Source organism: Novosphingobium sp. 11B, assembly GCF_054589055.1.
The window spans coordinates 1-5,826 of record NZ_BAAILP010000330.1 but is presented as its reverse complement, the minus strand read 5'-3'; the positions used below and the strand labels follow the sequence as shown (position 1 = coordinate 5,826).

Here is a 5,826-nt window from a genome sequence, read left to right as displayed (position 1 = left end):
GACAAGCTCAGCCTGAGCGGGAATAGGGGTATTTCTAAAATCCGCTCAGGCTGAGCTTGTCGAAGCCCCCGCGCCTCACGCTGCCAAGTTGGCGGTTCACAACCGCCGGTCCAGGGATCGAGCCCTTCAGTGCAGGGTATGCACGTGCGTTCCGCGTTCGCTCAGCTTGCCCAGTGCCGTCATCGCCAGCCACCCGGCCGTCATGCAGACCCACGGCATCACCGGATAGTGAAACCGCGACTGGCCCGAGAACACGAGGCAGATCAGCGTCGGATAGAGCGCGATCCCGTAAGGCAGCAGCCACCAGCCGATCCACCGCTGCCCGTCGCGCCGACGTCTTGCGATCATCACGAAGAACGCGGCGCCAAAAGCCGCCATCAGCAGCACGTAGTACCCCTGATTGAGCACCCGCACCGCGCGATAGACCATCTCGAACCGCGCATAGCCCGGCGCGCCGCCCTGATAGGCCCACTCGGCCTCGCCATCGGGCAGCCAGAGGCGCAGGAACTTCTTCGGCAGCAGCTTGGCGAAGCGGTCGGGATGCGCGGTGATCCACGCCATTCCCAGTCGCCGCGCCTCGGCGTCGCGCGCCACTTCGTCGAGGCCGGGGCGGGCCATCAGCTCCTTCACCACCGGCGCGTCGGGGGTGTAGTCGCCGGTCGCGGTGTCGTGGTTGCCGGTGAGGAGCGTATAGCCGCCGTTGGTCGAGACCGCGACCCAGTGGCCCAGCTGGATCTCGTTGCGGATCGTCCAGGGCAGCACCGTCAGCGCGGCGAGCGCGAGCACCAGCAATCCCTCACCGAAAAGGCGCGGGAAGCGCTTCCACACCTGCCCCATCCTTAGCCACTCGATCGCGAACAGCAGCGGCACCACCACCAGCGTCTGCGCCTTGACCATGGTGGCAACGCCGAACAGGAACCCGGCGCTGACGAGGTGCCAGCGGCTGGTGCGCGTCACGATCACCCAGCATCCCGCCATCAGCAGCGCGGTGTAGAACACCTCGGTCAGCGCCAGCGGGACGTAGCCGATCGCGTTGGGGTAGACCGCCAGCAGCAACAGCCCGGCGCGCGCTGCGCCCTCCGAGCCGAACAGGCGGCGCCCCAGCGCCAGCGCCATGGCGCCGATCAGCATTGCGCTCACGAGGTTGAACAGGCCGAGCGAAACCTGGCCGGCGCCGAACTTGGCGAACACCAGCCCCAGCGCGATCGGCCAGCCTGCGGGCCAGAACGCGGTGGGCGCCCCTTCGTTGTCGAGATAGCCTTGGCCCGCCGCGAGACTGACGGCGCGCGTGAAATACCACTCCGCATCGGACGTTGGCGCCACGTCGATCAGCAGCACCGCCACCCGCAGGGCGAAATACAGCGCCCAGATACCGAGCAGTACCGAGCGATCGGTGGCGAACCATTCGAGCCGCAGCGCAAGCCGGGACGGGCGGGTAGGGAAGTGGATGACCTTGGCGCTCATATCGGCCCGAACGGTTAGCGGTCGGGACTTAAGATCGCATTACGGTGAGGGCGTCCAGAGGTTTCGATACCAATCTGGCCCACCCCGTCCGGCTAGGCCCTGCGGGCCAAGCCTCCCGGCCCTCCCGCTTGCGGGAGGGTGAAACGTCCTGCTCCCCTCCCGCTTGCGGGAGGGGTTGGGGGTGGGCCTTCTCTTAATTCACACCGTCGCCTTGCCCTGCAGCCAACCACTTCCCACTAAGGGCACCATGACTTCGACCAGCTATCTCGATCTCTCCGACGGGCGTTCGATCGCCTACCGTTTCACTCCCGGCACTGGCCCGGTCATCGTCTTCCTCCCCGGCTACATGTCCGACATGGCCGGTTCCAAGGCCGCCGCCCTGTTCGAGATGGCGCGCGCCAGCGGGCTCCCCTGCCTGCTGTTCGACTATTCCGGCTGCGGCGAATCGCCGGGCGACTTTGCCGACGGCACGCTCACGCGCTGGAAGCAGGAAGTGCTCGCGCTCGTCGCCGCGCTGGAGACGGACGAGAAGATCGTGCTGGTCGGTTCCTCGATGGGCGGCTGGCTGATGCTGATGGCGGGCCTCGCGCTGGGGGACCGGCTGGCGGGCCTCGTCGGCATCGCACCGGCGCCGGACTTCACCGAATGGGGCATCCCCCAGATGGACAAGGCGCTGCTCGCGGACGGGGAAATCCTCTTCGAGGACAATCCCTACGGCCCCGAGCCGACCCCCACGCACCCCGGTTTCTGGGCAGACGGACAGGCCAACCTTATGCTGGAGGGCGAGATCGCCATCGACGCCCCGGTGCGCCTGCTCCACGGCCAGCGCGACCCGGACGTGCCTTTCGAAATCTCCATGAGGCTGGCGGAGAAACTGCGTTCAGCCGACGTGCAGGTCACGCTCATCAAGGACGGCGATCATCGCCTCTCGCGTGATGCCGACATTCGCCTGCTCCTGCGCACCGTCGCGGAACTGGTGCTTCCGTTGGCAGGGCCGCGCGCAGAGGGCACCCCGGAGTCCTGATCCCCATGTCCTCGCTGCTTCTCCTCCTTCCGCTGATGGCCCAGGTCGGCCCTGCTTCCAGCCTGCCGAGTTCGGCACGGCCCTATGCCTCGCAGCTGCCGCTGGAGATCATCGAGAAGAAGGACAAGGAAGACCGCGACCGCCGCGCCCGCGATGCGCAGAACGTCGCGATGCCTGCCGCCCGTAGCAGCGCCGGTTGCATGAGCGCGGTCGAGGCGAACCCGGAGAAATCCGCCGAACTCGCCCGCAGCGCGCTGGCCGACGCCATCGGGCGCGAGCGGGTGCGTGCGGGCCTGTGCCTCGGCGTGGCGCTCAGCGACCTCGACCGCTGGGACGAGGCGCGCACCGCCTTCACCAATGCCCGCGATGCCGCGGATCCTGCCGACCATGCAAGCCGCGCGCGTCTGGGGGCGATGGCGGGCAATGCCGCGCTCGCCGCCGGGCAGGCGGGGCAGGCGCTCTCGCTGCTCGCCCCTGCAGCGACGGACGCCAAGATCGTCGGCGATGCGGACCTCACCGCCTCGATAGCGCTCGACCGTGCGCGCGGGCTGGTCGCCGTGAAGCAGCCCGACGAGGCCGCCAACGCCCTTGCCGAAGCGCGCGCCGCGCAGCCGGACAATGCGCAGGCGTGGCTGCTTTCGGCCACGCTTTCGCGCCGTCAGGACAAGCTGGCACAGGCGCAGACCCAGATCGAGAAGGCCGCGAGCCTCGCTCCGCAAGACCCCGAGATCGGGCTGGAGGCGGGCGTCATCGCCATGCTTTCGCACAACGATGCCGCCGCGCGGCGCAGCTGGGAATCGGTCGTTGCGGCCGCGCCTTCCAGTGACGCTGCGGTGACGGCGAAGCAGTACCTATCCCAGCTCGGCTCTCCTGACCCGGCAAAATAAGGTTTCTCCCATGATCCCGATGTCCGTCCTCGATCTCGTCACCGTCCGCGAAGACGGCACTGTCGCGGAGGCGCTCGATATCTCCGTAAGGACCGCGCAGGCGGCCGAGCGCGCGGGATACCGGCGCTACTGGGTGGCCGAGCATCACGGCATGGACGGCATCGCGGGCGGCGCGACCTCGGTGGTGCTCGCGCATCTCGGCAATGCGACCAGCACGATCCGGATTGGCGCGGGCGGCATCATGCTGCCCAACCACACGCCTTACGTGATCTCCGAGCAGTTCGGCACGCTGGCGGCGCTGTTCCCCGGCCGCGTCGATCTCGGTCTCGGCCGCGCGCCGGGCGCCGACGGGCGGCTGGCCCATGCGCTGCGCAAGGACATCCACGCCGCGTCCGAGCGCTTCCCCAACGACGTGGTGGAACTGCGTGCCCGGTTCCAGGGGCAGGCGGCGGGCGGCGTTCCTTCGCCTCAGGCCGCGGGGGCGGATGTCGAGATGTGGATTCTCGGCTCCAGCCTGTTCGGCGCGCAGCTGGCGGCGATGCTGGGCCTGCCTTACGCCTTCGCCTCGCACTTCGCTCCCGCCGCACTGGATGATGCCGCGCGGGTATACCGCGAGCGGTTCGAGCCCTCCGAAACCCTGGCGAAGCCGCACTTCATGGCCGCGATCAACGTGGTCGCCGCCGATACGGACGAGGAGGCGGTCTACCTGTCCTCCTCCACCGACCAGAGCTTCGTGGCGCTGCGCTCGGGCAATCCGGGCCGCCTGAAGCCGCCGGTACGCGATTACCGCGCCGGTCTTCCCGGCGCGGCGCGGGCGATGCTGGAGCAGGTCCGCTCGGTCAGCGCGGTCGGCAGCCCGGCGACGGTGCGGCAGGGGATCGAGGACTTCGTCGCCCGCACGCAGGCGGACGAACTGATCGTCAGCATCGCCACGTATGATCCCGAGGCGCAAATCCGCTCGCTGGAACTGACGATGGACGCGATGAAGCAGCCTGTAGGCTGAACGTTTGTCCAGCAATGCGATGCCCCCTATCAAGGTAACTAGATTTCGTCTGGGGCATTGACCGCGCGGTTAAATTGCGGAACTCAACGCGCCATGGAAAAATCAGACGTCGTCATCGTGGGAGCGGGACATGGGGGAGCGCAGTGCGCGCTTGCCCTGCGCCAGAACGGGTTCACTGGAACCATCACCGTCATCGGCCGCGAGCCGGAGCATCCTTACGAGCGGCCGCCGCTTTCGAAGGAATACTTCGCGCGGGAGAAGACCTTCGATCGTCTCTACATCCGCCCGCCGACGTTCTGGGCCGAGAAGGAGGTGACCTTCAAGCTCTCCACCGAAGTGACCAAGGTGGACGCCGAGGCGAAGGAACTGACGCTCTCGAACGGCACGACCTTCGGCTACGGCAAGCTGGTCTGGGCGACCGGCGGCGATCCGCGGCGCCTGTCGTGCGGCGGCGCCGAGCTTGCGGGCGTCCACGCGGTACGCACCCGCGAGGACTGCGACACGCTGATGGCCGAAGTCGATGCGGGCACGAAGAACATCGTCGTCATCGGCGGCGGCTACATCGGGCTGGAAGCAGCGGCGGTGCTGTCGAAGATGGGGCTGAACGTGGTGCTGCTCGAAGCCCTGCCGCGCGTGCTGGCGCGCGTCGCGGGCGAGGAACTGTCCGAGTTCTACCAGAAGGAGCACCGCGATCACGGGGTGGACCTGCGCACCGGCGTTGCGGTCGAATGTCTCGAAGGTGACGGACACCGCGTTACCGGCGTGAAGCTGGTCGATGGCGAGGTGATCCCCGCCGAGGCGGTGATCGTCGGCATCGGCATCGTCCCTGCTGTCGGGCCGCTGATCCTGGCGGGCGCCTCGGGCGCGAACGGCGTGGACGTCGACGAGTTCTGCCGCACCTCGTTGCCGGACGTCTACGCGATTGGCGACTGCGCGGCCTTCGCCTGCGACTACGCGGGCGGTACGGTGATGCGCGTGGAATCGGTGCAGAACGCCAACGATATGGCGACGTGCGTGGCCAAGGCGATCTGCGGCGAGGAGAAGCCTTACAAGGCGTTCCCTTGGTTCTGGTCGAACCAGTATGATCTCAAGCTGCAGACGGCCGGGATCAACATGGGCTTCGACCAGACGGTGACGCGCGGCGACGTCGAGGGGCGCAGCTTCTCGGTAGTCTATCTCAAGCAGGGCAAGGTCGTGGCGCTGGACTGCGTGAACATGGTCAAGGACTACGTGCAGGGCCGCAAGCTGGTGGAAGCGGGCGCCACGCCGGACGTCGAGCGCCTCGCCGACGCGGGCGTGCCGCTCAAGGAACTGGTCTGACAATGGCGTCGTCCCGGACCCGATCCGGGACCGCTGGCCGTGAACCGCCTTGCTGTCGGCAGGGCGCCTTTACCCGAGGTCGCGCCTAAAGACCGCCACCGGTTCCGGATCAAGTCCGGGACGACGTC

Annotated in this window: 5 protein-coding genes; 4 read left to right on the top strand and 1 reads right to left on the bottom strand. The window is 67.9% G+C overall.

The genetic code is table 11. The features are described 5' to 3' along the window. Nucleotides 1-126 precede the first annotated feature (126 nt). Nucleotides 127-1,464, bottom strand: coding sequence for a glycosyltransferase family 39 protein (locus tag ACYPYD_RS27230; protein WP_459666915.1), 1,338 nt, complete (start codon nt 1,462-1,464; stop codon nt 127-129). A 247-nt stretch (nt 1,465-1,711) separates the two neighbouring features. On the opposite strand from ACYPYD_RS27230, the gene ACYPYD_RS27225 reads away from it, so the two are divergent. The 4 genes from ACYPYD_RS27225 to ACYPYD_RS27210 all read left to right on the top strand — a co-directional run bounded on the left by ACYPYD_RS27225 (nt 1,712) and on the right by ACYPYD_RS27210 (nt 5,698). Beyond that, nucleotides 1,712-2,488, top strand: a complete 777-nt coding sequence (locus ACYPYD_RS27225; RefSeq protein WP_211150664.1) for an alpha/beta hydrolase — start codon at nt 1,712-1,714, stop codon at nt 2,486-2,488. Between the two features lie 5 nt (nt 2,489-2,493). After that, complete coding sequence (locus ACYPYD_RS27220) at nt 2,494-3,375, top strand: hypothetical protein (RefSeq protein ID WP_459666913.1); 882 nt, start codon at nt 2,494-2,496, stop codon at nt 3,373-3,375. Between the two features lie 10 nt (nt 3,376-3,385). Then, nucleotides 3,386-4,378 carry an LLM class flavin-dependent oxidoreductase gene (locus tag ACYPYD_RS27215; RefSeq protein WP_036525801.1) on the top strand — a complete coding sequence of 331 codons (993 nt, stop codon included), beginning with the start codon at nt 3,386-3,388 and terminating at the stop codon, nt 4,376-4,378. Nucleotides 4,379-4,471: 93 nt separating this feature from the next. Further along, a complete protein-coding gene (locus tag ACYPYD_RS27210) occupies nt 4,472-5,698 on the top strand; it encodes an NAD(P)/FAD-dependent oxidoreductase (protein ID WP_459666911.1) in 1,227 nt (408 codons plus the stop codon). Nucleotides 5,699-5,826 lie beyond the last annotated feature (128 nt).